Source organism: Streptomyces sp. NPDC000134 (assembly GCF_042899225.1).
Lineage (GTDB): Bacteria > Actinomycetota > Actinomycetes > Streptomycetales > Streptomycetaceae > Streptomyces.
Genome location: NZ_JBIAZN010000001.1, coordinates 473059 through 498919 on the forward strand (window position 1 = coordinate 473059; position 25861 = coordinate 498919).

Consider the following 25861-nt stretch of genomic DNA (forward strand, 5'->3'; position numbering starts at 1 on the left):
CCATGGCGCAGGACACGCGCGACCCGGCGGCGGAAGCGGCCCGCGGGGTGCCGCAGGAGCACGTCCCGGGAAACGTCCTGGTCTCCATCGGCGCCCTGCTGCTCGGGATGCTGCTCGCCGCCCTGGACCAGACCATCGTGTCGACGGCGCTGCCCACCATCGTCAGCGACCTCGGCGGCATGGAGCACCTGTCCTGGGTGGTGACCGCGTACCTGCTGGCGTCGACGGCCGCCACCCCGCTGTGGGGGAAGCTCGGTGACCAGTACGGCCGCAAGAGACTGTTCCAGACCGCGATCGTGATCTTCCTCGTCGGCTCCGCGCTCTGCGGAATGGCGCGGAACATGCCCGAGCTGATCGTCTTCCGGGCGGTGCAGGGACTGGGCGGCGGCGGGCTGATGGTGCTGTCGATGGCGATCGTCGGCGATCTGGTCTCCCCGCGCGACCGCGGCCGCTACCAAGGGCTGTTCGGTGCCGTGTTCGGCGCGACGAGCGTGCTCGGACCGCTGCTGGGCGGGGTGTTCACCGAGCACCTGAGCTGGCGCTGGGTCTTCTACGTCAACCTGCCCCTCGGCCTGGTCGCGCTCGGCGTGATCGCGGCCGTCCTGCACATCCCGCGCCGCTCCACCCGGCACGTCATCGACTACCTCGGGACCCTCCTCATCGCCGCCGTCGCCACCTGCCTGGTGCTGGTCGCCTCCCTCGGCGGCACCACCTGGGGCTGGGGCTCCGGGCAGATCATCGGCCTGGCGGTGCTCGGCGTGCTGCTGGCGGTCGCCTTCGTGGCTGTCGAACGCCGGGCCGCCGAGCCGGTACTGCCGCTGAAGCTGTTCCGGGTCCGTACCTTCGTGCTGTCGGCCGTCATCAGCTTCGTCGTCGGCTTCGCGATGTTCGGCGCGATGACCTACCTGCCGACCTTCCTCCAGGTCGTCCAGGGCGTCAGCCCCACCCTGTCCGGGGTGCACATGCTGCCGATGGTGGCCGGACTGCTGCTGTCGTCGACCGTGTCGGGGCAGATCGTCAGCCGCACCGGCCGCTGGAAGGTGTTCCCGATCGCGGGCACCGCCGTCACCACGATCGGCCTGCTCCTGCTGCACCGGCTCGACGAGCACAGCTCCACCGTCCAGATGAGCGCCTTCTTCTTCGTCTTCGGCCTGGGCCTCGGCCTGGTGATGCAGGTCCTCGTCCTCATCGTGCAGAACGCCGTCCCCTACGAGGACCTGGGCGTCGCCACCTCCGGCGCCACCTTCTTCCGCTCCATCGGCGCCTCCTTCGGCGTCGCCGTCTTCGGCACGATCTTCGCCGGGCGCCTCAGCGACCGGCTCGGCGACGCCTTCCGGGGAGTGCCGCTGCCGCCCGGCGTCTCGGCCGACAGCCTGAAGTCCGACCCGCGCGGCATCGGCGCCCTGCCGCCCGCGCTGCGCCCACAGGCCGTGCACGCCTACGCCTCCTCCATCACCGACGTCTTCCTGTACGCCGCCCCGGTCGCCCTCGTCGGCTTCCTGCTGGCCTGGTTCCTCAAGGAGGACCGGCTGCGCGGCTCGGTCACCGCGCCCGACGCCACCCAGACCCTGGCCAGCAACCCGGTCCAGCGGTCCTCGCGCGACGAGGTCTGCCGCGCCCTGTCGGTGCTCGGCACCCGCGCGGGCCGCCGCGCGGTCTACCGGAACATCACCGAGCGGGCCGGGTACGACCTGATGCCCGCGGCCAGTTGGCTGCTGCTGCGCATCCGGCGGTACGGCTGTGTCGAGCCGGGCCTGCTGGCCGAGCGCGGCCCCGTGCCGCTGACCGTCGTCCTGGAGGCCGCCCGCCAGATCGAGGTGCGGCACCTCGCCGTCCGCCGTGGCCTCGGCCTGGTCCTGACCGACGAGGGCCGCGAGGCGGCCGGGAATCTGGCGCGGGCCCGCGCGGAGTCCCTCGCCGCCCTGCTCGGCGACTGGTGGGGACCGGACCGCCCGACCGACCTGGCCGACCTGGTCGAGGAGCTGAACGGCGAACTCTGCGGCGCCCAGGGGGAGCGCCCGCACGACGAACGGGCCCTCACCGGCCCGCGCTGACCCTCAGCGGCAGGGGCTCGGCAGCGCTTTGGCGAAGCAGTGCTCGGCGTACGGGTCGCTCTTGTAGGGGGCGGTCTCCCGGTAGCCGAGCCGGGCGTACAGGGCGCGCGCCTCGACCAGGTCGCCGCGCGTGTCCAGCACGACCCGCCGCGCGCCGAGCGCCCGCGCCGCCTCCTCCGCCGCCCCGACCAGCAGCGCCGCCCCGCCCCGCCCGCGCAGTGGCGGCGCCACGTACACCCGGGTCAGCTCGGCCGTCGCCGCGTCCAGCAGCCTCACCCCCGCCGTGCCGGCCGGCTCGCCGTCGTACCGCGCGAGCAGCAGGGCGCCGCCCGGCGGCGCGAGGTCGGCGCCGGAGGCCGCGGCGATCTCCCGCTCCAGCTCGCCCGGGTCGGTGCGGCGGCCCCGGTGCAGCAGGTACCAGCGGTCGCTGACCTCCGTGTAGTACGCCCGCCAGAGCGCGGCGGCGGCGGGGGAGTCGTACGGCTCCGGGGCGAGGGTCCAGGTCATGCCCGGCATGGTCGGCGGCGGTCGGCACCGCACGCAACCGGTTAACGCCCGGGGTGCGCGCAACGCTCGGTGTGCCTGGGACGAGTTGGGGGCGAGCCCGGCGGAGAACCCGGCGGGCGGCACCGTTTGACGGGGGATTCGGGGGTACACGAACGGCGAACCGGCCCGGACGGAGAGCCGGTTGGGCCGAGAACCGGAAGGCATTCATGTCCACAGGCGTGATCATCGCTCTGATCGTGATCGTGGCGGCCGTGCTGATCGTCGCGGCCGTACTGACTCTGCGCAAGGGCCCGCGCCACGGCGGGAGTCTGAAGCGGCGCTTCGGGCCCGAGTACGACCGGGCCGTGGCCCGGCACGACGGCGACACCAAGGCGGCCGAGCGCGAACTGGCCGAACGTGTGGAACGCCACGGCGACCTGCGCACCAGGGCGCTGGAACCGGCCGAGCGCGAGCGGTTCGAGGCGCGCTGGACGGCCGCCCAGGAGCGGTTCGTCGACTCCCCGCGGGAGGCCGTCGCCGAGGCCGAACAGATCATCGCGGAACTGGCCGGGGCCCGGGGCTACCCGGACGGCCGGCAGTACGACGAGCAGGTCTCCGCACTGTCCGTGCACCACGCCCACCACGTCGACGGCTACCGGCGCGTGCACCACGCCGGCCGCGCGGAGGCCAACGGCAGCACCGAGCAACTGCGTGAAGCCATGGTCGGCGCCCGCGCGCTGTTCGAGGACCTGGTGCGCCAGGACCACGGCAGGCACCGCACCGGCCCGGACGGCGACGACCGGGCCGTGCACGGGTCCCGGCAGCCGTGGGCACTGAACCGTCGTCATCCTAAGGAGAGTTGAGGTACATGTCCGACGTGACCCGGCCGACCGGCGGCACCCCCGCCGAACGCGGCCCGCAGACCCCCGACGCCCGCGGCGAGACGGCCCTGGGCACCGGACCGGCCCACGACGGGACGGCGGCTCCGGGCACGGGACCGGCCCACGACGGGACGGCCCCGGGTGCGCGACCGGCCCACGACGGGACGGCGGCCCCGGGTGCGCGACCGGTCCACGGGGAGACGGCCCGTGAGGCCCGTCCCGGCCACGCCGGCGAGGAGGAGCCGCTCGGCGCCCGGTCCGAACACGGGGCCGGTGTCCGCGAGGAGGCGGCCCCGCATCTGCGGACCTCCGGCAGCGGGATCGCCGGCACCGAACGGACCACCCAGGCCCCGCCGCCCGGCCCCGGCACGCCGCTGCTGCCGCGCGAGGAGAGCGACAAGTACGGCGAGCGGCTGCACCACGCGGTCTCCGGGTTCGTCGACGACCCGCGCCGCGCGGTCGAGGAGGCCGACCGTGTCCTGGAGGAGATCGCCGCCCGCTTCACCGACGCGGTGACGCGCCGCCGCCGTACCCTGCGCGGTTCCTGGCAGGCCGCCGAGGCGGACAGCAAGCCGACGACCGCCGACACCGAGCAGCTCCGGCTCGCCCTGCGGGACTACCGCGAGCTGTCGGACCGACTCATGCACCTGTGAGGCTCGCGGACGAGATCCGCACCCCGCCGCTCGGCGGGGTGCGGATCTTTTCGTTCCGGGCCTCGCGCCGGTCCGGCCGATCTATCATGCGGCGGCGGTGAAAGGAGGCCGCACCGGACGTCTCGGGAGGAACCGAACGTGCTCGAACTCACGATGGCCGCCGTCTCCGGGGCGGACGCGGGCGCCACGGCCGGTATGCAGATGGCCGAGGCGGCCAGCGAGCCGGGGGCGGTGCTGCGGGTCGGCCGGGACGCGTCGGTGTGCGGGCTGGTGACGCCGCAGGACTGGCTGTTCGTCTCCCGGGCGCACCTGGAGTTCCGCTGCGGGGCGGACGGGAGCTGGCACCTGACCTGGCTGCGGGGGTCGCAGCCGGAGCCCTCCGCGCAGGTCGGGCTGCGGGTGGGTGAGCATGTGCGGGCGGTGGCGTACGGGGGGACCGTGCCGTTGCCCTCCGGGGGGAGCGGGGAGGTCGTGGTGCAGGACCGGTCGGGGCCGCGGAGTGTGAACGTGGGGTTCTATCACGAGGTGTGAGGTGTGAGGTGTGAGGTGCGCGACCGGTCTGTCGCGTGACCCGGCGTGAGCCGCTGGTCGGGGGCGTTGCGCGGCCCGGCGTGGCGGGGTGCCGCCCGCGCCCACCCGTGCCGCCCCCGCCCACCCGTGCCGCCCTCGGCGGCACGATCGCCCGCGGACTGACGGGGCCGGCCGGCTGCCGACTGGTGCCGCGGGTCGGTCAGCGGGGTTCCAGGGACGGGGGTGAGCCCGGGAGGGGGCGGGCCGCTGATTCGGTCAGGTACCAGGTGGCGACGCCGCCGATGACCGCCGCGGCCATCATGTAGTACGCGGGCATCATCATGTCGCCGGTCGCGCCGATCAGGGCCGTGACGACCAGGGGGGTCGTGCCGCCGAAGAGGGAGACCGAGACGTTGAAGCCGATGGAGAGGGAGCCGTAGCGGACCCGGGTGGGGAAGAGGGCCGGCAGGGCGGCGGGCATCGACGCGGTGAAGCAGACCAGCAGCAGGCCCAGCGCGGCCATGCCCAGGCCCACCGCGAGCAGGCTGCCCTCGCGGATCAGCAGCAGGGCCGGCACGGACAGCAGCAGGAAGCCCGCGCAGCCCGCCGCGATCACCGGGCGGCGGCCGACCCGGTCGGTCAGGGCGCCCGCGAAGGGCTGCACGATCATCATCAGCGCCATCACGGCCAGCACGACCAGCAGCCCGTGCGTCTCGTCGTACTTCAGCTCGCTGGTCAGATAGCTCGGCATGTACGACAGCAGCATGTAGTCGGTGACGTTGAAGACCAGTACCAGGCCGACGCAGAGCAGCAGCGCCCGCCACTGCCCGGTGACCATCTCCCGGAGCGGCACGCGCGGACGGGCCGCCTCCGACTTGGCGACCTCCGCCGCGAACGCCGGGGTCTCCTCCAGGCGCATCCGCAGATACAGGCCGACGATGCCCATCGGACCCGCGATCAGGAACGGGACCCGCCAGCCCCAGGACATCAGGTCGCCGTCGGACAGCAGCGCGGTCATCAGGGTGACCAGGCCCGCCCCGCCGATGTAGCCGGCCAGGGTGCCGAACTCCAGCCAGCTCCCGAGGAACCCGCGCCGCTTGTCCGGCGCGTACTCGGCGATGAAGGTGGACGCCCCGGCGTACTCGCCGCCGGTCGAGAAGCCCTGCACCAGCCGCGCCGCCAGCAGCAGCACCGGCGCCCAGACGCCGATCGCGGCGTACGACGGGATCAGGCCGATCGCGAACGTCCCCGCCGCCATCATGATCATCGTGACCGCGAGGACCTTTCGCCGGCCGACCCGGTCGCCCAGCGGGCCGAAGACCACGCCGCCCAGCGGACGGACCAGGAACGCGGCGGCGAACGCCCCGAACGTGGACAGCAACTGGGCGGTCGGGTTGCCCGAGGGGAAGAAGACCTTGCCCAGCGTGACCGCGATGTAGCTGTAGACGCCGAAGTCGAACCACTCCATGGCGTTGCCGAGCGCCGCCGCCTTCACCGCGCGCCGGACCAGCGCGGGGTCGGTGACGGTGGGCTCGGGGGGCGCCTGGGTGCGGGACGACGGGTACGCGGGGGCGGTGACGGTGGCAGCGGTGGCGGCCGACAAGACTTCGCTCGCCTACCTTTCGACGGGGACGGGGGGCCGGGCCCGCACGGCGGCGCTGTCGCCGGGCCGAAAAGTGACCATAGGCCCTGATGTCCCGCTTACGTCCGGTACCGACTTCGTTGCACACTGCATCGAAACCCCGCGTACGCTGGCCCGTCCCAGCCCGGCGGGCCGCCGCAGGCGGCTCCCGCTGTGATCCTTGTCGCTCCCCGGCGCGGCGGACCAACCTCGGTCCGACTATCGTCATCGGGACAAAAGGAGAGCTGCCGCCAGGTGAATCGGGGGTTGCCCGCGTCTCTCTCCGGGGGTGGTGCGAGCCTCATAGGGTTCGCTGAGGACCCGTACGCAGCGGACGTGCGGGACGACGGGGCGGGAGGCCGACGAGGCGTGGCGAATGCGGAGCACAGCGGGCGACCGGCAGGGGCCTTCGGGGCGACGGCCGCCGGGGCGACCAGGACACGCCTGCGCGCGGCACAACTGGGACTCTGGCTGGTCGCCGCGGTCCTGGCCGTGCGGCAACTGGCCGCGGTCCTCGGCTCGCCGCGCGGGGAGCGGCTGACGGACCTGGAGACCTGGGTGGGCCCCGACGGGGTGCTGCACGTCGAGGGCAGCCTGTACGACTCGACCCGGTTCACCGGCACGCCGTTCGCCGGACTGGTCCTCAAGCCGCTCACCCGGGCGGCCGAACAGGCGCTCGGCTGGGGCTGGACCTTCGGCACCCTGCTGCTGGTGGTGGCCCTCGGCGTGGTCGCGGCCCGCGCGCTGCCCCAGCCGGTCGGCCGCCGCACCGCGCTGCTGGCGGCGCCGGTCGCGGTGAGCCTGCTGATGGTGTCGCTGCCGGTGCGCAACACGCTCTGGCTCGGCCAGACCAGCGTCATACCGGTCCTGCTGGTGCTGCTCGGCTGTTTCGCGGTGCGCGGCCGGCGCACCGGCGGGCTGCTCATCGGCCTGGCCGCCGCCCTCCAGCCGACCGTGCTGCTCTTCGTGCCGCTGCTGTGGTTCACCGACCGCCGCCGGGCCGCGGTGACCACCGCGGCCACCTTCGCCGCGTGCACCGCGCTCGCCTGGGCCGCGATGGCGCACGACTCGTACACGTACTGGGTGCACCACATGGCCGGCGCCGGGCTCGGGGCCGCCGCCGACGACCTCGGCAACCAGTCCCTGCACGGCGCCCTGCTGCGGCTCGGCCTGTCCGGTCCGCTGGAGATCGCCCTGTTCGTGGCGCTGGGCGCGGCCGTCGCCGTGCTGGGACTGCGCCGGGCGGTGCGCTACGCCCGCGACGGGCAGTTGCTGCTGGCGGTGGCGGTCACCGGCTGCGCGGCGATCGCGGTGTCGCCGACCACCTGGCAGCACCAGTTGCTGTGGGTGCTGCTCGCGGTCGTCGGCCGGGTCGGCAAGCGGGCCTCGGACCGGCCGGTGTGGCCGGTGGCCGTCGTCCTGGTGATGACCCTGCCGCCGAAGATGATGCTGCCGAACATGGCGGCCCTCTACCCGCTGCGGGACAACGTCGTGCTGCTCGCGGCCCTCGCCGCCGCCACCGCCGTGCCCTTCCTCTCCCGCACCTCCCCCTACTTCCGCGACCCGGTCCCCACCGAGCACGCGGCGCCGGTGCCCACGCGGTGGAAGCACGTCCCGCTGCTGCCGTTCCTGCGCCGGGTGCTCAGCCGCCCCAACCTGCTGCTGGAACTGCTGCTGATCCGGGTGACCTACGCCGCGTACGCCAAGGTCCGGCTCGCCGCGACCGGCGGCAGCAACTCGGCCGGCCGGGCCCGCGCCGAGGAGCACGGCCACCAGATCCTCGACCTCGAACGCTTCCTGCACATCGACATCGAGCACGCCGTCAACCACGCCGTGGTGAGGGTCTCCTGGCTGCGGGACTTCTTCGACTTCTACTACACGTCGTTCCACTTCGTGGTGCCGCTGACCGTGCTCGGCCTGCTGTACTGGCGGCGCCCGGTCGACTACCGCTGGGCCCGCGCCTCGCTGGGCTTCGCCACGCTGCTGGCCCTGGTCGGCTTCTGGCTCTACCCGCTGGCCCCGCCCCGGCTGATGCCCTCGCTCGGCATCATCGACACCGTGCACGGCGTGCAGGACTTCACCAAGCCCGACTACGGCACGCTGACCGCGCTGACCAACCAGTACGCGGCGATGCCGTCGCTGCACTTCGGCTGGTCGCTGTGGTGCGGGCTGGTGATCGCGATCATCGCGCCGAAGGCGTGGATGAAGGCGCTCGGCCTGCTGCACCCGCTGTTCACGGTGTCGGCGATCGTGGCGACCGGCAACCACTGGGTGCTGGACGCGGTGGGCGGCGCGGCCGTCGTCGGCGCCGGCTTCGGGCTGACGTACCTGCTCCAGGGCCCCCGGGCCCGGACGGTCACCACCGCCGCGACCACCACCGCCGCCGCCGTCAGCAGCGACCCCCCGGCGCCGGCGAAGGACCGTACCGCGAGCTGATCCGGTACTCGCCCGGCCGGCCGACCGTCAGCCGGGCGAACTCGCCGTGCCGGGCGAGGCAGCCGCCGTCCGCGCGCAGCCACGGCGACCAGGCCACCCGCACGGTCGCCGTGCCCGGCTCGGACATCCGCAGCACCAGGTCGGCGCCGGTGGTGCGGACGACGGCGCCGGGCGGGGAGACCAGCGGCACCGCGTCCCGCACCCGGTACACCCGCCAGTGCGCGTCCCGCCAGACCGGCTCCAGCCAGGCGGGACGCCGCTCCCGCACGAGGCGCGCCTCCTCCTCGGCGAACCCGTCGGGCTTGCCCATCGGCAGCACCACCAGGCCGACCGCCCACCGGTCCAGCCACGCCCGGTAGGCCGCCGCCGAGAAGGTGCCGTCGTAGAAGAGGCGGGCGCGTTCCATGTCGAGCTGCCGGTTCCAGCCACGGGCCAGGTTGACGTGCGGGGCGAGCGAGGCGGCCTCGCGGTGGTTGCGGGCCGGGACCACCTCGACCCGGGTGCGGTCGGCGCCGAGCCCCTCCAGCGCCCGCACGACGCCGTCGGTACGGGCGGCCCAGGCGGGCACGGTGGTCGACACCACCAGGTCGTCGGCGGTCTTCTTGCCGACCCAGGCCACGGAGAACACCAGCGCCGCGATCAGCAGGTTCCGGGCGGCCCGCCGCAGCCCCGGCACCGCCAGCAGCGCCGCGAGCAGCACGGCGGGCGCGAACAGCTCCGCGAACCGCTCGACGTTGGTCCCGACCGGCGAGGGGACCAGGTACGCCAGCACGGTCCCGGCCGCGTACACCGCCCCGCTCCACCGGGCCACCCGCCACTCGCGCGGCGCCAGCAGCGCGACCGCCAGTCCCAGCAGCACCGGCGGCCAGATCCGCGCCGGGGGCATGAGCTGCTCCCCGGTGAACGGGAACAGCAGCGTCGTCACCCCGACCACCGCGGCCGGCGGCACCAGCAGCGCCAGGGCCCGCCCCCAGTCCCGGACCGCCAGGAAGGCGGCGCCGACGACGGCCAGGAACAGACCGGCCACCGGGGAGGCGGTGGTGGCCAGGGCCGCGCAGGCGGCGTCGAGGGCCGGCCGCCGGCCCCGGGCCGGCGGCAGACAGGCGGCCAGCGCGAAGGCGACGCCGAGGGCGAACGTGCTGCGGCCCGAGGCGACGTTGCACCACAGCGCGAGCGAGGCGAGCAGCGCCGGGCCGAGCGGGCGGCGGACCCCGGCCCGGATCAGGAGCACCGCCGCCAGCCAGGACGAGGCGAGCCCGGACAGCACGGTGACCGTGCGCACCCCGACCGCGGCCATCAGGTACGGGGAGAGCAGGCTGTAGTTGGCGGTGTGCATCCCGCCGTACCAGAACAGCCCGTACGCCGATCCGCCGTGCCGGGCCGCGAAGTCCGCCCACGCCTGCTGGGCGGCCAGGTCGCCGCCGCCGGTGGCCAGCCATCCCCACCACAGCGCGTACAGCGGCAGGACCGGCGCGGTGGCGAGGACGGGGACGCGGTGCCGCTCCCAGAACGTGCGGAGGGCGGGATTCCGGCGGTCGGCCGGGAGCCGTCCCGGCCGGGTGGCGGTGTACTCGGCAGGGACCACGGGGGAAGGCTTCCGTTCGACGTCTGCGGGCGGGCACGGTGGTCGGGGCACCAGCGAAGACGTGAAATCGAACAAAAACGTTGATCGGGAGCCGGGGCCGGGCATGACGCGGGCGGCGGCCCCGGGGATCGGGGGACCGCCGCCCGCGTGCCGTGGCGCCGGGTCAGTACCAGCCGTTGGCCTGCCAGAAGCTCCAGGCGTCGCAGACGCCGCCGTACCGGTCCTTCATGTAGTCCACGCCCCACGTGATCTGGGTCGCCGGGTTGGTCCGCCAGTCGGCGCCGGCCGAGGCCATCTTGGAGCCGGGCAGCGCCTGCACCAGGCCGTAGGCGCCGCTGGAGGCGTTGGTGGCGTGCACGTCCCAGCCGCTCTCGCGCTCCACGATCTTCGAGAAGCAGCCGTACTCGGCCGGGTCGCCGATCAGCTTCTTCGCGGTCGCCTGCGCCGAGGAGGCCGGCGTCGCGGCCTGGGCGGGCGCCGCGGCGATCAGCGTGCCGGCGGTGGCGGCGGCCACGGCGGCACCGGCGAGGGCCCGCTTCGGGGCGGCGGCACGGCGGAGGAGGGAAACGGCGGTCAAGGCGGGGCCTTTCGTCGGGGACAGGGAGTCGCCGGCGGGTCCCTCGCGATCGGACGGCGGACCGGTGCGGGAGCGCCTGGGGCGCCCGGCGACCGGTCCAGAGAAACAGGCGCCGCGGACGCCCGCAATCACCCCTCTTACTAGTGGCGGTCGCATACGCCGGTCCGGTCCGTACGGTGACCGGGCTCGCAAACCGCAGGTCGGGACGGGTGCCCCGGGGTGCTCGCGGAGGCGGTCCGGCTACGACCCCGGTTCGTAGGTGACCCCGCTCACGTGGGGCGGCTCACCCCGGCCGGCTCCTCGAACGTGACCGGCGTCTCGAACGCCGCCCGGCGGGTGGCCCGGCGCAGCGCCCGCAGCACCGCCGGCCCGAGGACCAGGGTCAGCACCACCGTGACGACCGCCCGGCCCAGGTCCCAGCCGAGGGAGGTGGCCAGGCAGTACGCCAGGAAGCGGGCCAGATTGGCGGGGAGCGCGGCGTCCGGGTCGAAGGCCACGCCCGAGGCGAGGGCGCCCATGAACGGCCAGCCCGCCAGGTTCATCACCGTGCCGTACGCGAACGCGGCGAGGAAGCCGTAGCCGGCCAGCAGCGCCACCTCCGTACGGCCCCGCAGGCGGTCCGGGAACGGCAGCAGGCCCGCGCCCATCGTGAACCAGCCCATCGCCAGCATCTGGAACGGCATCCAGGGCCCCACCCCGCCGGTCAGCAGCGCGGACGCGAACATCGTCACCGAGCCCAGCACGAAGCCGAAGCCGGGGCCGAGGACCCGGCCGCTGAGCACCATCAGGAAGAACATCGGCTCCAGCCCGGCCGTGCCCGCGCCGAGCGGCCGCAGCGCCGCGCCGGTCGCCGCCAGCACACCGAGCATCGCCACCGCCTTCGGGCCGAGGCCCGACTCGGAGATCGTCGCCGCGACCACCGTCACCAGCAGCACCAGCAGCCCCGCGAACAGCCAGGGCGCGTCCGCCGCGTGCGCGGCGACCTGCGAGTCGGGGGGCGCGAGGAACGGCCAGCCGAACCCGGCCACGCCGACCGCGCTCACCAGGACCAGGGCGGCCACCGAACGCGGCCCGAGCCGCACCGCCCGCACCCGCCGCCGGGTCCCCGGCGTCATGCCAGGGCCTCGCGGACCTGGGCGACGGTGAGCCACTTCTGCGGCGCCAGCACCTTGGCGACCTGCGGCGCGAACGACGGCGAGGCCACCGCCACCTCGGCCGTCGGCCCGTCGGCGATCACCTCGCCCTCCGCCAGCAGCACCACCCGGTGGGCCAGTTCCGCGGCGAGTTCCACGTCGTGCGTGGCCAGCACGATGGCGTGCCCCTGCCCGGCCAGCGACCGCAGATGCGCGACCAGCCGGTTCTTGGCCGCGTAGTCCAGGCCCCGGGTCGGCTCGTCCAGCAACAGCAGCGGCGGGCGGGCCGTCAGCACCACCGCCAGGGCGAGCGTCAGCCGCTGCCCCTCGGACAGATCACGCGGGTGCGTGTCGTCGGTGACGCCGGGCAGCAGCCCGGACAGCAGGGCGCGGCAGGTGCCCGGCGCCGCGTCCGCGTCCCGGTCGGCGGCCCGGCACTCGGCGGCGACCGTGTCGGCGTACAGCAGGTCGCGCGGCTCCTGGGGGACGAGACCGACCCGGCGCAGCAGCTCGCGCGGGGGCGTGCGGTGCGGGACGGCACCGCCGGTGCGGACGGCCCCGGCGGCCGGTTCGACCAGCCCGACCAGGGCGCCGAGCAGGGTGGACTTCCCGGCGCCGTTGCGGCCCATCAGGGCGACGGTCTCGCCGGGGGAGACGGTGAGGTCGACGTGGCGCAGCGCCTGGACCCGGCCGCGCCGCACGGCGAGCCCGCGGACCTCGGCGGCGTACGCGGGGGCCGCCGGGTCCGGCCCGGGGCGGCGGCGCCAGCGGGAGGCCGGGGCCGGGCGCGGGGCCGGGAGGGCGGCGGGCGCCGGGGCCGGGCGCGGGGCCGGGCGGCCGGCCAGGCGGTCCCGGAGCGGGGCCGCGCGGCGGCGGGCGTCCCGGACCGTCAGGGGCAGCGGGGACCAGCCCGCCAGCCGGCCCAGCTCCACCACCGGCGGGCGGACCGGGGAGACGGCCATCACCTCGGCGGGCGTGCCCAGCACCGGCGCCGCCCCCGGCTCGGCCAGCAGCACCACCCGGTCGGCGTACTGCACCACCCGTTCCAGCCTGTGCTCGGCCATCAGGACCGTCGTCCCCAGGTCGTGGACGAGCCGCTGGAGCACCGCGAGGACCTCCTCGGCGGCGGCCGGGTCCAGCGCGGAGGTCGGCTCGTCGAGGACCAGCACCCGGGGGTGGGCGGTGAGCACCGAGCCGATCGCGACGCGCTGCTGCTGTCCGCCGGAGAGGGTGGCGATCGGCCGGCCCCGCAGCGGGGCCAGCCCCAGCAGGTCGAGGGTCTCCTCCACGCGGCGGCGCATCACCTCCGGGGGCAGGCCCAGCGACTCCATGCCGTAGGCGAGTTCGTCCTCGACGGTGTCGGTGACGAAGTGGGACAGCGGGTCCTGGCCCACCGTGCCGACCACGTCGGCGAGTTCGCGCGGCTTGTGGGTGCGGGTGTCGCGGCCGGCCACGGTGACCCGGCCGCGCAGCGTGCCCCCGGTGAAGTGCGGCACCAGCCCGCTCACCGCCCCGAGCACGGTCGACTTGCCGACCCCGGACGGGCCGACGAGCAGCACGAGTTCGCCCTCGGGCACTTCGAGGTCCACGCCCCGGACGGTGGGTCCGGCGGCCCCGTCGTACGTCACGGAGACATCCTCGAAGCGGATCACGACGGTTTCCTCACGGCGGGGTCGGGGGCGGCGGAGTCGGGAACGGGGGCGTCGGGGACGGCGGGGTCGGGGACGGCGGGGTCGGGGACGGCGGGGTCGGGGGCGGGGGTGACGAAGGCGGGCAGCAGCCCGAGCAGACAGGCCGCCGCCGGCCACAGCGGCAGCGCGGGCGCGACCAGCGGCACGGTCCCCGGGTGCAGCGCGGCCGGGTCACGGGCACCGGCCAGGACGAGCAGCGCCGCGACCGCCGCGCCGGAGCCGGCGACCAGCCAGGCGCGCGGGTCCCACCGGTCGGGACGGTACCGGGTGCGCACCGACCGGCGGCCCCCGAGCCGGAGCCCGGCCAGCGCCGCGGCCACCCCGGCCGCCAGCACCGGCAGCCCGTACGAGCCGCCCTCGGCGGTCAGCACCCCGTACGTGCCCGCGCACACCCCGAGCAGCCCGCCCAGGGTGAGCGCGGCGGTGGTGCGGCGCACGGCGGCGGGGACCTCGGCGGAGCGGCCGTAGCCCCGGGAGTCCATCGCGGCGGCCAGCGCCACCGACCGCTCCAACGCCCCCTCCAGCACCGGCAGTCCGACGTGCAGCAGCCCCCGTAGGCCCTTGTCGGGGCGCCCGCGCAGCCGGCGGGCGGCGCGCAGCCGGTGCACGTCCGCGATCAGGTTCGGGGCGAAGGTGAGGGCGACCACGACGGCGACGCCCGTCTCGTACAGGGCGGCGGGCAGCGACTTCAGCAGCCGGGAGGGGTTGGCGAGGGCGTTGGCGGCGCCGACGCAGACCAGCAGCGCGGCCAGTCTCAGCCCGTCGTACAGCGCGAAGGCGAGGCCCTCCGCGGTGACCCGGCCGCCGAGCCGGATGCCCTGCGCCCAGTCGGGGAGCGGGACTTCGGGGAGGGTGAGAAGCACCCGGGTGCCGGGGACCGGCGAGCCGAGGACGACCGCGAAGACCAGGCGGATCACCAGCACGGCCAGCGCCAGCTTGACGAACGCCCCGTAGGAGCGGGCCCAGGGGGCGTGCGGGCGGCGGGCGGTGACGACGTACGCGGAGACCGCGAGCAGCAGCGCCAGCAGCAGCGGGTTGGTGGTGCGGGTGGCGGCGGTGCCCAGGCCCAGCGCCCAGACCCACCAGGCGCCGGGGTGCAGCGGCGTGCGGCGGCCGCTGCTACCGGCCATTCCCGCGCCGCCTCGCCTGCCGGAACGCCGCCGCGCCCAGCACCGCCACGACGGCCACGCCCGCGAGCAGCCCGACCGACGGGCCGCCGCCGTCGTCGTCGGCCGCCGTGTCCTTGCCGGGGGCCGGTTCGCGCTCGTCGGACACCTGCTCCCCGCAGCCCGCCTCCGGGTAGCCCGCGATGGCGCACAGCAGGGCGTCGGTGTCGTACCGCAGCGGACCGGCGACGGCCGCGAGGGCGTCGGCGGTGGTCGCGTCGGACGCCACCCGGGCGCAGGCGGTACGGGGTCCGGGCGGCGTCTCGCCGGACGGGGCGTCGGCCGCCGTGCCGAAGTCGAGGACCAGGGCGACCCGCTTGTCGCCCTTCTTCGCGGGCGTGTCCGCGCAGATCTCCGCGAAGTCCGCCGCGCCGCGCGGCCGGGCCGCGTCACCGGAGTCCTCGCTCACCGCGAACCGGAACCCCTGCACGTCCCCGTCGCCGGGGCGGGCGGTGGAGGGGCCCTCGGTGGCGTACGTCCAGCTCGCGCCGTCCCGGTCCCAGAACGACCAGTACCGGTACCCGGCGGCCCCCGCCTGCCCCGCGCCCGCCACCAGCAGCAGCAGCGCGGCGAGGACCAGCGGAGCCGACCGGCGGATCACAACTGCCGCTTCCGGTTGCGGCCGCTGAGCAGGAAGCCGATGCCGATGCCGAAGACCAGGCAGACGCCGACGAACCACCAGACGCCGAACCCGGAGTCGTCCTCGTCGCTCGCCTCGGCCTTCGCGGAGGCCGAGGCGTCCGCCTTCGCGGCCTCGGGCGCCGGACCGGTCGCGTTCAGCCGGGCCACCAGGTCGGTGCCGCCGAAGTGCCGGGGGTCGGTGCCGGTGGCGTGCGCGGCGAGGACCAACTGGGCCCAGGCGGCCGGTCCGCTCCGACCGGCCCACCGGGGACCGTTCTTCTCCAGCCAGGCCAGCGGCTTCGCCGCCCGCTCGGCGCCGCCCTGCGCGGCCAGCGCTACGACGGCGTCGGCGGTGTTGCCGTAGTCGGGCTGCTCGGCGGAGCCGCCGAGGGCGGAGGTCAGGTACCCGTCCTTCGCGACGGCACCGGCGAGGTGGGCGGCCCCGTTGGCGGCGGCCTGCTCCGGGCCGGCGGGGTCGGCGCAGGTGGCGTCGGCCGCCTTGCCGGGGCCGGTGACCAGGCCCTTGCCGAGGGCGCCCAGCACGCCGGCGGCGGTCGCGTCCGCGTTGGCGGTGAGCTTGCCGTCCTTGTCGGGCTGGAAGGCGAAGGCGCCGTCGCCGTCGTCGCAGGGCAGGGCGAACGTCAGCAGGGCGTCGTAGGGGGACCTGCCGCCCTTGCGGACCGTGCCGGGGTCGGCGCCGGTGGCGGCGAGGGCGCCGATGACGACGGAGGTGGAGTTGGCGTCGCTGGGGCCGCCGGGGGAGTAGCCCCAGCCGCCGTCCTTGTTCTGTACGGACTTCAGCCAGGCCACGGCATCCTCGACGGCGTCGCCGTGTCCGCCGAGGGCGGCCAGCGCCTGCACGGCGGCGGCGGTGCTGTTGGTGTCGGTCTGCACCTCGGCGTCGCACTTCCCGGCCGGGTCGGCGCGGTACGCCGGGAACGCCCCGTCGGCGCACTGCTGCCCGGTGAGCCAGTCCACCGCCGACTCCGCCGGGACCACCCCCGCGGTGTCCTGGGCGAGCAGGGCGAGGGACTGCCGCCACACGCCGTCGTACTGCGGATCGGCGGTGCCGTACAGGCCCGGTGCCCGGGAGGCGCTGGGCGACGGTGACGGATCGGCGGCGACCGCGGGCGCGGCGGCGCTGCCGGCCACGGCTATGGCGGCCAGGGCCGCGGCGGTGCGGCGACGGACGTTCATGAGCGGCGGGTGCCTTTCCCTGTGCGGGGCGGACAGCACGGGAGACCCCCGGGCGGCTCGGCCCCGTATGCCTCGACGGTGCCCGTGCACGGCGGGTGCCGGACACGTGAGCCGGTCACGGTCCCGTACCGGGCGGTCCGGCTCACCGCCCTCGGCGGGCGGCTCACGGACCGGGGTCTCCCCGGTTCGATCGAAGCCGGGAACGGGGGAAGGGCCGGCGCCGGAATTGCACCGGCTTCCCCCCGTACGGGCGTGATACGACCTGGCTACTTTACCCGCCGGGGAGAGGCCCCCCGCAGGGGACGTCGGGGAGGCGGACCCCGGCATCCGTCATCCGTCCTCCGGCGGGCCGATCAGCCGGCACGCCGTCTCGATGTCCGCCCGCACCTGGTCGATGGAGGCCCGCCCCGCCAGCCAGGCGATCAGCGCCGAGTGCCAGGTGTGCTCGATCACCCGCACCGCGGCGAGCTGTCCGGGCCCGGGGTCCGGTACGCCCATCGCGTCCAGGACGATCGCCGTCGTCTGCCGGGAGACCCGGTCCACCTCGGCCGACACGCCCCGGTCGGCGAAGGTCACCGCCCGGACCATGGCGTCGGCCAGCTCCGGCTCCCGCTGGAGCGCCCGGAACGCCCGCATCAGGGTCCGCGCCACCCGCTCCGCCGCCGTGTCACCGGCCGGCGGACGCCTGCGCAGCGTGCCGTGCAACTGCTCCAGCCGGTCCTGCATGGTGGCGACCAGCAGATGCACCTTGGACGGGAAGTAGCGGTACAGCGTGCCCAGCGCCACCTGGGAGACCTCCGCGACCTCCCGCATCTGCACCGCGTCGAAACCGCCCCGCCCGGCCAGCTCCGCGCTGGCGTCCAGGATGCGGCGGCGGCGCGCCTCCTGGCGCTCGGTCAGCGGCGCCGCGGCGGGCCGCGCCACCACGGCCGCCGCCGGGCCGCCCGCACCGCCGGTGCTGGTCGCCTTGGTCACGTCGACCACCTCGGTCACCCCGGCCGCCGTGGCGCGAATCACCTGACCCACTGCTCGCGCCATCCTTACCAGCCGGTAGATTCGGAGCCTCTGAACGATCAAGTCTGAAACTTGTTCTAGATTAGCGTCCCGGCGTAATCTCGCGGGACCAGGCAGGGAGAGAGGGGCCCGGAGTGACCGCTGAGGCCAGTCAGGCGGGTCCCCGCCAGGACCTCGCCGCCGACGGCATGCGACCGCTCCGGATCGCACTCCTCACCTACAAGGGCAACCCGTTCTGCGGCGGCCAGGGCGTCTACGTCCGCCACCTCTCCCGCGAACTGGCCCGCCTCGGCCACCGCGTCGAGGTCATCGGCGCCCAGCCCTACCCGGTGCTCGACGTCGTGACCGGCCGGGACGGCCCCACCCTCACCGAGCTGCCCAGCCTCGACCTCTACCGCCAGCCCGACCCCTTCCGCACCCCCGGGCGCGGCGAGTACCGGGACTGGATCGACGCCCTGGAGGTCGCCACCATGTGGACCGGCGGCTTCCCCGAGCCGCTGACCTTCTCGCTGCGCGCCCGCCGCCATCTGCGCGCCCGCCGCGGCGACTTCGACGTCGTCCACGACAACCAGACACTCGGCTACGGCCTGCTGGGCGACATCGGCGCCCCGCTGGTCACCACGGTCCACCACCCCATCACCGTGGACCGGCGACTGGAGCTGGACGCCGCCGAGACCTGGCAGCGCCGTCACTCGGTGCGCCGCTGGTACGCCTTCACCCGGATGCAGAAGCGCGTCGCCCGCCGCCTGCCGTCCGTGCTCACCGTCTCCGGCAGCTCCCGGCAGGAGATCGTCGACCATCTCGGCGTACCCGCCGACCGCGTGCACGTCGTCCCGATCGGCGCCGACACCGACCTGTTCGCCCCCGACCCGGCGGTGCCGAAGGTGCCCGGCCGGATCGTCACCACCTCCAGCGCGGACGTCCCGCTCAAGGGCCTGGTCTTCCTCGTCGAGGCGCTGGCCAAGGCGCGGGCCGAGCATCCCGGCGCCCACCTCGTCGTGGTCGGCAAGCGGCCCGCCGGCGGCCCCGTCGCCCAGGCGGTGGAACGGTACGGGCTCCAGGACGCCGTCGAGTTCGTCAAGGGCATCTCCGACGCCGAACTGGTCGACCTGGTGCGCTCGGCCGAGGTCGCCTGCGTGCCCTCCCTGTACGAGGGGTTCTCGCTGCCCGCCGCCGAGGCCATGGCCACCGGCACGCCGCTGCTGGCCACCACCGGCGGAGCCATCCCCGAGGTCGCCGGACCCGACGGCGAGACCTGCCTGGCGGTGCCGCCCGGCGACGCGCAGGCCCTGGCCGCCGGGCTGGCCACGCTGCTCGGCGACCCGGAGCTGCGGGCGCGGCTCGGCGCCGCCGGACGCGAGCGGGTGCTCAGCCGCTTCACCTGGGCACGGGCCGCCGAGGGCACGGTCGCCCGGTACCGCGAGGCCATCGCCGGCGCCCCCGCCCGGACCCGCCCGAACCCCGGCCGTCCCGCGGCGGCCACGGCAGAACACGAAAGCAGGGCCACGTGCTGACCGTCGACTTCTCCCGGTTCCCGCTCGCCCCGGGCGACCGCGTGCTGGACCTCGGCTGCGGCGCCGGCCGGCACGCCTTCGAGTGCTACCGGCGCGGCGCCCGCGTCGTCGCCCTGGACCGCAACGGCGAGGAGATCCGCGAGGTCGCCAAGTGGTTCGCGGCGATGAAGGAGGCGGGCGAGGCCCCCGAGGGCGCCACCGCGACGGCCATGGAGGGCGACGCGCTCGCCCTGCCGTTCCCCGACGAGTCCTTCGACGTGGTCATCATCTCCGAGGTGATGGAGCACATCCCCGACGACAAGGGCGTCCTCGCCGAGATGGTGCGGGTGCTCAAGCCGGGCGGGCGGATAGCGGTCACCGTGCCGCGCTACGGCCCCGAGAAGGTCTGCTGGGCGCTGTCCGACGCCTACCACGAGGTCGAGGGCGGCCACATCCGCATCTACCGGGCGGACGAACTGCTCGGCAGGATGCGCGAGGCCGGCCTGAAGCCCTACGGCACCCACCACGCGCACGGGCTGCACTCGCCGTACTGGTGGCTGAAGTGCGCGTTCGGCGTCGACAACGACAAGGCGCTGCCGGTGCGGGCGTACCACAAGCTGCTGGTCTGGGACATCATGAAGAAGCCGCTGGCCACCCGGGTCGCCGAGCAGGCGCTGAACCCGCTGATCGGCAAGAGCTTCGTCGCCTACGCCACCAAGCCGCACCTGCCCGAGGCGGCCGCCCGGTGACCACTCCCCGGACGGAACACCTGGTCCTGCCCGGGGTCCTCACCGCCGAGCAGGCCGCCGCGACCGTACGCGGCATCCTCGGCGTCCAGCGCGAGGACGGGGCGATACCGTGGTTCCGGGGCCACCATCTCGACCCGTGGGACCACGTCGAGGCCGCGATGGCCCTGGACGCGGCCGGCGAGCACGAGGCCGCCGAGCGGGCCTACGCCTGGCTCGCCCGGCACCAGAACCCGGACGGCTCCTGGTACGCCGCCTACGCCGACGGCGACTGCGCCGAGGTCACCGACCGCGGCCGGGAGACCAACTTCGTCGCCTACGTCGCGGTCGGCGTCTGGCACCACCACCTCGCCACCGGCGACGACGCGTTCCTGGACCGGATGTGGCCGTGCGTGTACGCCGCCGTCGAGTTCGTGCTGCGGCTCCAGCAGCCCGGCGGGCAGATCGGCTGGCGCCGCGACGACGACGGCACGGACACCACCGACGCGCTGCTGACCGGGAGTTCCTCCGTCCACCACGCGCTGTGCTGCGCGCTGGCGATCGCCGAGCAGCGCGAGGAGCCGCAGCCCGACTGGGAGCTGGCGGCGGGCGCTCTTCGGCACGCGATCCGGCGGCACCCCGAGCGGTTCCTCGACAAGGGCCGCTACTCGATGGACTGGTACTACCCCGTCCTCGGCGGCGCGCTGACCGGCGCGGAGGCCGAGGCGCGCATCGAGGAGGGCTGGGACCGCTTCGTCGTCCCCGGCCTCGGGGTGCGCTGCGTCGTCCCCAACCCGTGGGTGACCGGCGGGGAGTCCGCCGAACTCGCCCTCGCCCTGTGGGCGGTGGGCGAGTCCGACCGGGCCCTGGAGGTCCTCCAGTCCATCCAGCACCTCAGGGACCCGGACAGCGGCCTGTACTGGACGGGGTACGTCTTCGAGGACGACACGATCTGGCCGCGGGAGCTGACCACCTGGACGGCCGGCTCGCTGCTGCTCGCCGTCGCCGCCCTCGGCGGCCACGAGGCCACCTGCCAGGTCTTCGGCGACGGCCACCTGCCCCGCGGTCTCGACCCCGACTGCTGCGGCTGACCCCGGCTCAGTACCGGTGCAGGCGGCCGGCGATGGCGTGGCCGATGAACAGGTAGACGACGGCGGCGAGTCCGTAACCGGCGACGACGCGCGCCCAGTCCTCGTCGAAGGTGAACAGGTCGCGTGACCAGCCGGCCAGCCAGTTGGCCGCGTCGTGGACGAACTGCACCAGGTCGTTGGCGCGGTTGGCGTCCAGCAGGTACATCAGAATCCACAGTCCGAGAATGAGGGCCATGATGTCCGCGATCACCGCGATGGCCGTCCCGGCGGAGTTGGAACCACGATAGCGAGACATGCCTTCCGTCTGGCCCCGAATACCTGTCCGAAACCTGGAGTGCCGTACGGGATGCGGGAGTTGAACCGGACGCCGACGGCCCCCCGCCCGGTGGGCGGGGGGCCGTCGAAGGCGTCGGACGCGGTCAGCCGCGCTGGATGCCCGAGGTGTCCTGGAGCACCCCGCGGCGCCCGTCCTGGGTCTGCGCGACCAGCGCGGGCCCGCGCTGCTCGACCGCCAGGTACCAGGTGCCGGGCGCCAGTTCGGCGATCGGCGTGGGCGAACCGTCCTCCGCGAACAGCGGACGCGGCACCGGCACCGCGAACCAGAACGGCGAGAAGTCCGCGGCGGGCTGGGGCTGGGCCTGGGCCTGGCCCGGGGCCGGGGTCTGGTGGGCCTGCTGCGGCTGGCCCGGGTACGGCGCACCCGGCTGCGGCCCCGGCTGCCCGCCGTACGGCGCCTGCGCGCCCGCGCCCGGGTAGCCGTAACCACCCTGCGGCTGACCGCCGTAGGGCTGGGGCTGGGCCGGGCGGGGGGCCGGCAGCAGGGCGCCGCGGAGCGCGGGCACCAGCGGGGTGGCGAGGGCCGCGGCGGCCATGACCACCGTGGCGATCAGGGCGAGGATCAGTCCCGTACCGGCGCTCGGCCCGTCCGAGGAGTCGCCGATGTTGTCGACGCCGCCCGCCGGGTCGAAGATGTTGCCGAGCGCGCTCCACGCGGCGAACAGCGCGAACGCGGCGCCCAACTGGCCGAGTTCGAGGCCCGCGATCTTCCGGGGCTGCGACTGCGACCGGGCGACGACGACGAGAGCGGCCCCGATGAGGCCCGCGAGGACGACGCTGAGCACGACCGGCCCGCTGGCCCACAGGCTGGGCAGGTCGAGGCCGTCCGGCGCACCGTCGATCGAGTAGAGGTCGAGGAACGACGCGATGAACAGCAACACCGCTGCTCCGATCACCACGCCGTCGCCTCTAGTGAGGGAGCGGATATTCACTACAGGTCCTTCGAGTCGTCTCGTCGTCGGTGGAGGCAAGCGGGGGGAGTGACCCCTCGTCGTACGGACGACGACACTATCGTCCGTACGATCGGGCTGTCCGCCGGGATCAGCGCGCTGATCGTCACCCGCGCAGGAAACTCACGATTCCCTCAGAGATCCCCTGCGCCGCTTTCTGCCGCCAGGCACCACTGGTCAGCAGTGCCGCGTCCTTGCTATCGCGCATGTTCCCGCACTCGAGGAAGACCTTCGGAACCGTTGACAGATTGAGACCGCCCAGGTCGGTGCGCGTGACCAGGCCGGTGCCGTCGCCGAGGTAGTCGGCGGGCGCGCTGCCCGTGACGCCGGCGAACCGGTCCGCGACGCGCTCGCCGAGGGCGCGGGAGGGGGCGGCGATCGGCCGGGTGTCGGCGGCGCCCGCGTGCACCGGGCCCGGCAGGATGACGTGGAAGCCGCGCTGCCCGGCGCCCGCCCCGTCGGCGTGGATCGAGATCGCGGCGTCGGCCTCCGCCTCGTTGCCGATCCGGGCCCGCTCGTCCACGCACGGCCCGTACGGCCGGTCGCCGTCCTGCGTCAGCCTCACCGTGACGCCCTGCTGCTGGAGCAGGGCGCGCAGCCGGTGGGCCACGTCGAGGGTGAACGCCGCCTCGGCGTACCCGTCGTCGGTGGCGGTGCCGGTGGTGTCGCACTCCTTGTGGTTCGTCCCGATGTCCACCTGGCGGCCGATCTCGGCGGGGTGCCGGAAGTTCTCCGGGTTGTGCCCCGGGTCGACCAGGACGACCTTCCCCTTCAACGGCCCTTCGGCGGCGGGCCCCTCGGCGTCCTCACGGGCGGCCGCCGAGGAGGGCGTCGCGACGACGGTGGTGGCGGGGGCCGCCGAGGCGCCGCCGGTACCGCCCCCGCCGCCGACGGCCGCGTACACCCCCCACCCGAGCAGCGCGCCCGGCACGAGCGCGGCCAGCGCCACGGTCAGCGGGCGGCGCAGCGGAGAGCGGCGGGGCTGGGGCGGTTCGGGGTCCGGGCCTGTGTACGACACGACTGCGACTCTAACCGCGCCTTCAGATACCCGACCCCGTGCGCCGCAGCACCCGCAGCGAGCCGGTCGCCGAGACCTCGGTGAACGCGCCGGAGGCCAGCGCCCGGAGGTGGACGCGGTACGGGGCCTGCCCGGTGAACTCGTCCACCGGGTCCGGGAACACGTCGTGGATGACGAGCAGCCCGCCCTCGGCCACCCGAGGGGCCCAGCCCTCGTAGTCGGCGTTCGCGTGCTCGTCGGTGTGGCCGCCGTCGACGAAGACCAGGCCGACCGGTGCCCGCCAGAGCGCGGCGAGCTGCGGCGAGCGGCCGACCAGCGCGACCACGTGCTCCTCCAGACCGGCCCGGTACAGGGTGCGGCGGAACGCGGGCAGGGTGTCCATCACGCCCAGCTCCGGGTCGACGGTCTCCGGGTCGTGGTACTCCCAGCCCGGCTGCTGCTCCTCGCTGCCGCGGTGGTGGTCGACGGTGACCGCGGTGACCCCCGACCGGCGGGCCGCGTCGGCGAGCAGCAGGGTGGAACGCCCGCAGTACGTGCCCACTTCGAGGAGTGGCAGCCCGAGTCGTCCCGCCGCCACGGCCGCCGCGTACAGCGCCAGCCCCTCGTCGGCGGGCATGAAGCCCTTCGCGGCCTCGAACGCGGCAAGGATCTCGGGCGGGGGCGCCGCGGTCATGGGGGTCCTCTCATCGGCTCTGCGCGGGGTGACGGCGCCCTATGCTGCCGCACCCCCCGGCGCGCGGGGCGACGGGGGGTGCGGAAGGGATCTTCCCGGCAGGGGGCGCGGGTCAGGCCGGGACCGTCTCGCCGGGCAGGGAGAGGTCCACCTCGACCGGGCGTTCCTCGCCGGGGTGGGTGGCCGCGTGGGCGAGCGGGCCGTGCCCGGCGGCGCGGGCGGCCAGCACGTACGGGCCCTCGGCGGGCACCGCCAGCGCGTAACCGCCGTCCGGCGCGGAGAGGGTGGCGCCCGCCTGGCGGCCGTGCCGGTCGATCAGGGTGACCTTGGCGCGGGCGACGGGCGCCCCGTCGGCGGCCAGCACCCGGCCGCGGAAGCCGGCCAGGACCTCCTCGGCGCGGGCCAGGTTGGCGTCCTCCTCGCTGCTCGCGCGGAGCTGCGGACGCGTCGCCGGACGCCGGCCGGGCAGGAAGAAGGCCAGCACCAGGCCGACGGCGACCGCGCCGGCCGCGATCAGGAACGAGACCCGGAAGCCGTGCAGGGTGGGGACGGCGACACCGCCCACGTCGTTCGCGGTGTTGGCCAGCACCATGCCGATGACGGCGCTCGACACCGACGTACCGATGGACCGCATCAGCGTGTTCAGGCCGTTGGCCGCGCCGGTCTCCGAGGCCGGGACCGCGCCGACGATCAGCGCGGGCAGCGAGGAGTAGGCGAGGCCGATGCCCGCGCCGAGCAGTACCGAGGTGACGACCGTCTGCCAGGCCGCGCTCATCAGGCCGAGGCCGCCGCCGTAGCCGACCGCGATGACCAGCAGGCCGGTGATGAGGGTGGTGCGCGGCCCGTACCGGGCGGACAGCCGGGCGTACACGGGCGCGGTGAACATCATCGTCAGGCCCAGCGGGGCCACGCACAGACCCGCGACGACCATCGACTGGCCGAGGCCGTAACCGGTGGCGGTGGGGAGCTGGAGAAGCTGGGGGAGGACCAGGGAGACGACGTAGAAGCTGACGCCGACCATGATCGAGGCGAGGTTGGTGAGCAGCACCTCGCGGCGGGCGGTGGTGCGCAGGTCCACCAGGGGTGCCTTGACGCGCAGTTCCATCAGGCCCCACAGCCCCAGTACCACGGCGGCCGCGGCGAACAGGCCGAGCGTGGTCGGCGCGGTCCAGCCCCAGTCGCTGCCCTTGGTGATCGGCAGCAGGAACAGCACCAGGCCGGCGGAGAGCCCGAGCGCGCCCGGCAGGTCGAAGGTGCCCTTGGCGCGCAGCGGGGACTCCGGTACGACCAGCAGGGTCAGGGCGATGGCGAGGACGCCGAGGCCGGCCGAGCCGTAGAACAGGGCGTGCCAGTCGGCGTGCTGGGCCACCAGCGCGGCGGCGGGCAGCGCGAGGCCGCCGCCGACGCCGATCGAGGAACTCATCAGCGCCATCGCCGAGCCGAGCCGCTCGCGGGGCAGCATGTCCCGCATCAGGCCGATGCCGAGGGGTATCGCGCCCATCGCGAAGCCCTGGAGGGCACGGCCGACGATCATGGGCAGCAGGGCATCGGTGAACGCGCTGACCAGCGCGCCGACCACCATCACGGCCAGGCTGGTGACCAGCATCCGCCGCTTGCCGTACAGGTCGCCGAGACGGCCCATGATCGGGGTCGCCACGGCGCCCGAAAGCAGCGTCGAGGTCATCACCCAGGTCGCGTTGCTGGGCGAGGTCGCCAGGAGCTGGGGCAGGTCCTTGATGACCGGGACGAGCAGGGTCTGCATCACCGCGACGACGATGCCCGCGAAGGCGAGCACGGGGACGGTGGTGCCGCTCGCTCGGCGGGCGTGCTCGTCGGTCGTCGTGTGGCTCATCGAGTGGGGCCTCCAGGCCGGAGTCGGTCGGCGGATCGCGCGGAGCGATGTGTGCAGTCTGAACTCCGTACGCCGGGGCACCTATTCCGTTGCTTCGG

At 75.1% G+C, this 25861-nt stretch carries 23 protein-coding genes; 8 read left to right on the forward strand and 15 right to left on the reverse strand.

The features are described from left to right. Positions 1–2: 2 nt before the first annotated feature. The gene (locus ACFY32_RS02095) at positions 3–2054 is read left to right on the forward strand and encodes a DHA2 family efflux MFS transporter permease subunit (protein ID WP_390673189.1); all 2052 of its coding nucleotides are present in this window, start codon (positions 3–5) and stop codon (positions 2052–2054) included. A 3-nt stretch (positions 2055–2057) separates the two neighbouring features. Here ACFY32_RS02095 and ACFY32_RS02100 read toward each other — a convergent pair whose 3' ends face one another. Then, positions 2058–2570, reverse strand: coding sequence for a GNAT family N-acetyltransferase (locus tag ACFY32_RS02100; RefSeq protein WP_390673190.1), 513 nt, complete (start codon positions 2568–2570; stop codon positions 2058–2060). A 197-nt stretch (positions 2571–2767) separates the two neighbouring features. Between ACFY32_RS02100 and ACFY32_RS02105 the strand changes: the two genes are divergently transcribed. The 3 genes from ACFY32_RS02105 to ACFY32_RS02115 all read left to right on the forward strand — a co-directional run bounded on the left by ACFY32_RS02105 (position 2768) and on the right by ACFY32_RS02115 (position 4605). After that, positions 2768–3403, forward strand: coding sequence for a hypothetical protein (locus tag ACFY32_RS02105; protein WP_359191169.1), 636 nt, complete (start codon positions 2768–2770; stop codon positions 3401–3403). Between the two features lie 5 nt (positions 3404–3408). Beyond that, positions 3409–4074, forward strand: a complete 666-nt coding sequence (locus tag ACFY32_RS02110) for a hypothetical protein (RefSeq protein WP_390673191.1) — start codon at positions 3409–3411, stop codon at positions 4072–4074. 138 nt (positions 4075–4212) lie between these two features. After that, positions 4213–4605 (forward strand): hypothetical protein, encoded by a 393-nt coding sequence (locus ACFY32_RS02115; RefSeq protein ID WP_390673192.1) that lies wholly within the window; start codon positions 4213–4215, stop codon positions 4603–4605. A 199-nt stretch (positions 4606–4804) separates the two neighbouring features. Here ACFY32_RS02115 and proP read toward each other — a convergent pair whose 3' ends face one another. After that, positions 4805–6187 carry a glycine betaine/L-proline transporter ProP gene (gene proP / locus ACFY32_RS02120; protein WP_390673193.1) on the reverse strand — a complete coding sequence of 461 codons (1383 nt, stop codon included), beginning with the start codon at positions 6185–6187 and terminating at the stop codon, positions 4805–4807. 387 nt (positions 6188–6574) lie between these two features. Between proP and ACFY32_RS02125 the strand changes: the two genes are divergently transcribed. Continuing rightward, entirely contained in the window at positions 6575–8641 is a 2067-nt protein-coding gene (locus ACFY32_RS02125; protein ID WP_390673194.1) for a bifunctional glycosyltransferase 87/phosphatase PAP2 family protein, read from the forward strand. On the opposite strand, the gene ACFY32_RS02130 is transcribed toward ACFY32_RS02125, so the two are convergent. The 8 genes from ACFY32_RS02130 to ACFY32_RS02165 all read right to left on the reverse strand — a co-directional run bounded on the left by ACFY32_RS02130 (position 8595) and on the right by ACFY32_RS02165 (position 17586). Continuing rightward, on the reverse strand, positions 8595–10226 hold the full coding sequence (locus ACFY32_RS02130) for a hypothetical protein (protein ID WP_390673195.1): 1632 nt from the start codon (positions 10224–10226) through the stop codon (positions 8595–8597). The genes ACFY32_RS02125 and ACFY32_RS02130 overlap by 47 nt on opposite strands. A 163-nt stretch (positions 10227–10389) precedes the next feature. Further along, positions 10390–10803: a transglycosylase SLT domain-containing protein gene (locus ACFY32_RS02135; protein WP_359191151.1), complete on the reverse strand. Its 414-nt coding sequence runs from the start codon at positions 10801–10803 to the stop codon at positions 10390–10392. A gap of 269 nt (positions 10804–11072) precedes the next feature. Next, on the reverse strand, positions 11073–11918 hold the full coding sequence (locus ACFY32_RS02140; protein WP_390673196.1) for an ECF transporter S component: 846 nt from the start codon (positions 11916–11918) through the stop codon (positions 11073–11075). Continuing rightward, complete coding sequence (locus ACFY32_RS02145) at positions 11915–13588, reverse strand: ABC transporter ATP-binding protein (RefSeq protein WP_390673197.1); 1674 nt, start codon at positions 13586–13588, stop codon at positions 11915–11917. Before ACFY32_RS02145 ends, ACFY32_RS02140 begins: the two co-directional genes overlap by 4 nt. Continuing rightward, on the reverse strand, positions 13585–14757 hold the full coding sequence (locus ACFY32_RS02150) for an energy-coupling factor transporter transmembrane component T (protein WP_390673198.1): 1173 nt from the start codon (positions 14755–14757) through the stop codon (positions 13585–13587). Before ACFY32_RS02150 ends, ACFY32_RS02145 begins: the two co-directional genes overlap by 4 nt. After that, a complete protein-coding gene (locus ACFY32_RS02155; RefSeq protein WP_390673199.1) occupies positions 14747–15394 on the reverse strand; it encodes an SCO2322 family protein in 648 nt (215 codons plus the stop codon). Before ACFY32_RS02155 ends, ACFY32_RS02150 begins: the two co-directional genes overlap by 11 nt. Continuing rightward, complete coding sequence (locus tag ACFY32_RS02160) at positions 15391–16611, reverse strand: prenyltransferase/squalene oxidase repeat-containing protein (protein WP_390673200.1); 1221 nt, start codon at positions 16609–16611, stop codon at positions 15391–15393. Before ACFY32_RS02160 ends, ACFY32_RS02155 begins: the two co-directional genes overlap by 4 nt. A gap of 330 nt (positions 16612–16941) precedes the next feature. Beyond that, positions 16942–17586, reverse strand: a complete 645-nt coding sequence (locus ACFY32_RS02165) for a TetR family transcriptional regulator (protein ID WP_390673233.1) — start codon at positions 17584–17586, stop codon at positions 16942–16944. Between the two features lie 173 nt (positions 17587–17759). Between ACFY32_RS02165 and ACFY32_RS02170 the strand changes: the two genes are divergently transcribed. From ACFY32_RS02170 to ACFY32_RS02180, 3 genes are read left to right on the forward strand one after another with little or no spacing between them, the layout of a single operon-like run. Further along, positions 17760–19139 carry a glycosyltransferase family 4 protein gene (locus ACFY32_RS02170; RefSeq protein WP_390673201.1) on the forward strand — a complete coding sequence of 460 codons (1380 nt, stop codon included), beginning with the start codon at positions 17760–17762 and terminating at the stop codon, positions 19137–19139. Beyond that, positions 19133–19867 carry a methyltransferase domain-containing protein gene (locus tag ACFY32_RS02175; protein ID WP_359191130.1) on the forward strand — a complete coding sequence of 245 codons (735 nt, stop codon included), beginning with the start codon at positions 19133–19135 and terminating at the stop codon, positions 19865–19867. Before ACFY32_RS02170 ends, ACFY32_RS02175 begins: the two co-directional genes overlap by 7 nt. Further along, positions 19864–20934 carry a prenyltransferase/squalene oxidase repeat-containing protein gene (locus tag ACFY32_RS02180; RefSeq protein ID WP_359191127.1) on the forward strand — a complete coding sequence of 357 codons (1071 nt, stop codon included), beginning with the start codon at positions 19864–19866 and terminating at the stop codon, positions 20932–20934. The genes ACFY32_RS02175 and ACFY32_RS02180 overlap by 4 nt, the downstream gene beginning before the upstream one ends. 7 nt (positions 20935–20941) lie before the next feature. On the opposite strand, the gene ACFY32_RS02185 is transcribed toward ACFY32_RS02180, so the two are convergent. The 5 genes from ACFY32_RS02185 to ACFY32_RS02205 all read right to left on the reverse strand — a co-directional run bounded on the left by ACFY32_RS02185 (position 20942) and on the right by ACFY32_RS02205 (position 25763). Further along, positions 20942–21229 (reverse strand): hypothetical protein, encoded by a 288-nt coding sequence (locus tag ACFY32_RS02185; protein WP_359191124.1) that lies wholly within the window; start codon positions 21227–21229, stop codon positions 20942–20944. 124 nt (positions 21230–21353) lie between these two features. Next, complete coding sequence (locus ACFY32_RS02190) at positions 21354–22202, reverse strand: hypothetical protein (RefSeq protein ID WP_359191121.1); 849 nt, start codon at positions 22200–22202, stop codon at positions 21354–21356. 124 nt (positions 22203–22326) lie between these two features. Then, positions 22327–23238 carry an N-acetylmuramoyl-L-alanine amidase gene (locus ACFY32_RS02195; protein ID WP_359191118.1) on the reverse strand — a complete coding sequence of 304 codons (912 nt, stop codon included), beginning with the start codon at positions 23236–23238 and terminating at the stop codon, positions 22327–22329. 22 nt (positions 23239–23260) lie between these two features. Beyond that, a complete protein-coding gene (locus ACFY32_RS02200) occupies positions 23261–23911 on the reverse strand; it encodes a class I SAM-dependent methyltransferase (RefSeq protein ID WP_359191115.1) in 651 nt (216 codons plus the stop codon). A gap of 112 nt (positions 23912–24023) precedes the next feature. Further along, positions 24024–25763 (reverse strand): MFS transporter, encoded by a 1740-nt coding sequence (locus ACFY32_RS02205; protein ID WP_390673202.1) that lies wholly within the window; start codon positions 25761–25763, stop codon positions 24024–24026. Positions 25764–25861 lie beyond the last annotated feature (98 nt).